This window comes from Psychrobacter sp. 16-MNA-CIBAN-0192, assembly GCF_040309565.1.
Lineage (GTDB): Bacteria > Pseudomonadota > Gammaproteobacteria > Pseudomonadales > Moraxellaceae > Psychrobacter.
On sequence record NZ_JBEOOX010000049.1, the window covers coordinates 1 to 430 of the forward strand.

Sequence of the window (430 nt, forward strand, 5' to 3'; positions counted from 1 at the left end):
GGCTGCATCATGCCGACCTGCGCATTCATATTGGCACCATCCATATAGACTTGGCCGCCATGCTTATGAATCAAATCACAAATATGACGGATACCTTCTTCGAATACACCATGCGTCGACGGGTAAGTAATCATCAATGCACCTAGATTGGCGCTATGCTCTTCACATTTAGCGGTCAAATCTTCGATATCAACGTTGCCATTTTCATCCGTTTTGACCACGACGACTTGCATGCCCATCATCATGGCAGTCGCAGGGTTGGTACCGTGCGCTGACATTGGAATGAGACAGACATCACGATTGGTCTCGCCCAATGATTCATGATAGCGGCGAATCGCCAGTAGGCCAGCATATTCACCTGACGCACCAGAGTTTGGCTGCATAGACACATCATCAAAACCAGTAATGGCTTTGAGTTGGTCTTGTAGGC

General features: G+C 48.1%; 1 protein-coding gene. It reads right to left on the reverse strand.

Annotation, left to right across the window (positions count from 1 at the left end; translation table 11 throughout):
* Positions 1–430, reverse strand: a 430-nt coding sequence (locus tag AAEY78_RS12300) for a beta-eliminating lyase-related protein (RefSeq protein WP_352339628.1), incomplete at both ends; no start/stop codon positions are given.